This is a genomic window from Paraburkholderia sp. BCC1885, assembly GCF_900996235.1.
In the GTDB taxonomy this organism is placed as follows: Bacteria; Pseudomonadota; Gammaproteobacteria; order Burkholderiales; family Burkholderiaceae; genus Paraburkholderia.
On sequence record NZ_CAAJGM010000056.1, the window covers coordinates 1 to 595 of the forward strand.

The 595-nt window shown below is 67.4% G+C and carries 1 protein-coding gene and 1 pseudogene; both read right to left on the reverse strand.

Translation table 11 applies throughout. The features are described 5' to 3' along the window. Positions 1–101: 101 nt before the first annotated feature. Positions 102–377 (reverse strand): pyrroloquinoline quinone biosynthesis peptide chaperone PqqD, encoded by a 276-nt coding sequence (gene pqqD / locus FQ755_RS05050; RefSeq protein ID WP_046574789.1) that lies wholly within the window; start codon positions 375–377, stop codon positions 102–104. After that, positions 374–595, reverse strand: a pseudogene (locus FQ755_RS05055) (pyrroloquinoline quinone biosynthesis protein C); the annotation flags it as partial. The gene pqqD and the pseudogene FQ755_RS05055, both read right to left, overlap by 4 nt.

Below are 595 nucleotides of genomic sequence, written 5' to 3' on the forward strand. Positions count from 1 at the left end.
CCACAGCGGCAGCCCGACGGGCGCGGCCGGGGCCGGTGATGCCGCCGGGCTGGCCTGCGTGTCGGCCGCCACGGCCGCCGCGCTGTCGATGACCTCGTTCATCAGGCCAGCTCGATCCAGTGCTTGTCGAGCGCGACCAGCATGAACTGCTCGACGTCCTCGCCGAGCTCGGGCACGCCCGGGAACTGCGCGTCGAGTTCGGCGACGATGGCCGCCACGCTGCGCTTGCCGTCGATCAGCGCGCCGATCGCGGCCGCGCTTTCATTCAGCTTGATCATGCCTTCGGGATAGAGCAGCACGTGCGCGTCCTGCGCCGGCTCGAACTGGAAGCGATAACCGCGGCGCCAGGCCGGCGTGCGTTGTCGGTCGAAACTCATAGCGCGATTCCCTTGTGCCAGACGCGATCGGCGGTGACGGTGTGATAGGGCGGACGATTCAGCTCGTAGGCCATCGACATGGCATCGAGCATGGTCCACAGGATGTCGAGCTTGAACTGCAGGATCTCCAGCATACGCTGCTGCGATTCGAACGTCGTGTAGTGCTGGAGCGTGATCTGCAGGCCGTGCTCGACGTCGCGGCGGGCCTGGCCCAGCCG

Bases quoted from the DNA above. Each gene is read 5' to 3' on its own strand.
- pqqD (WP_046574789.1), bottom strand. From the start codon at position 377: ATGAGTTTCGACCGACAACGCACGCCGGCCTGGCGCCGCGGTTATCGC.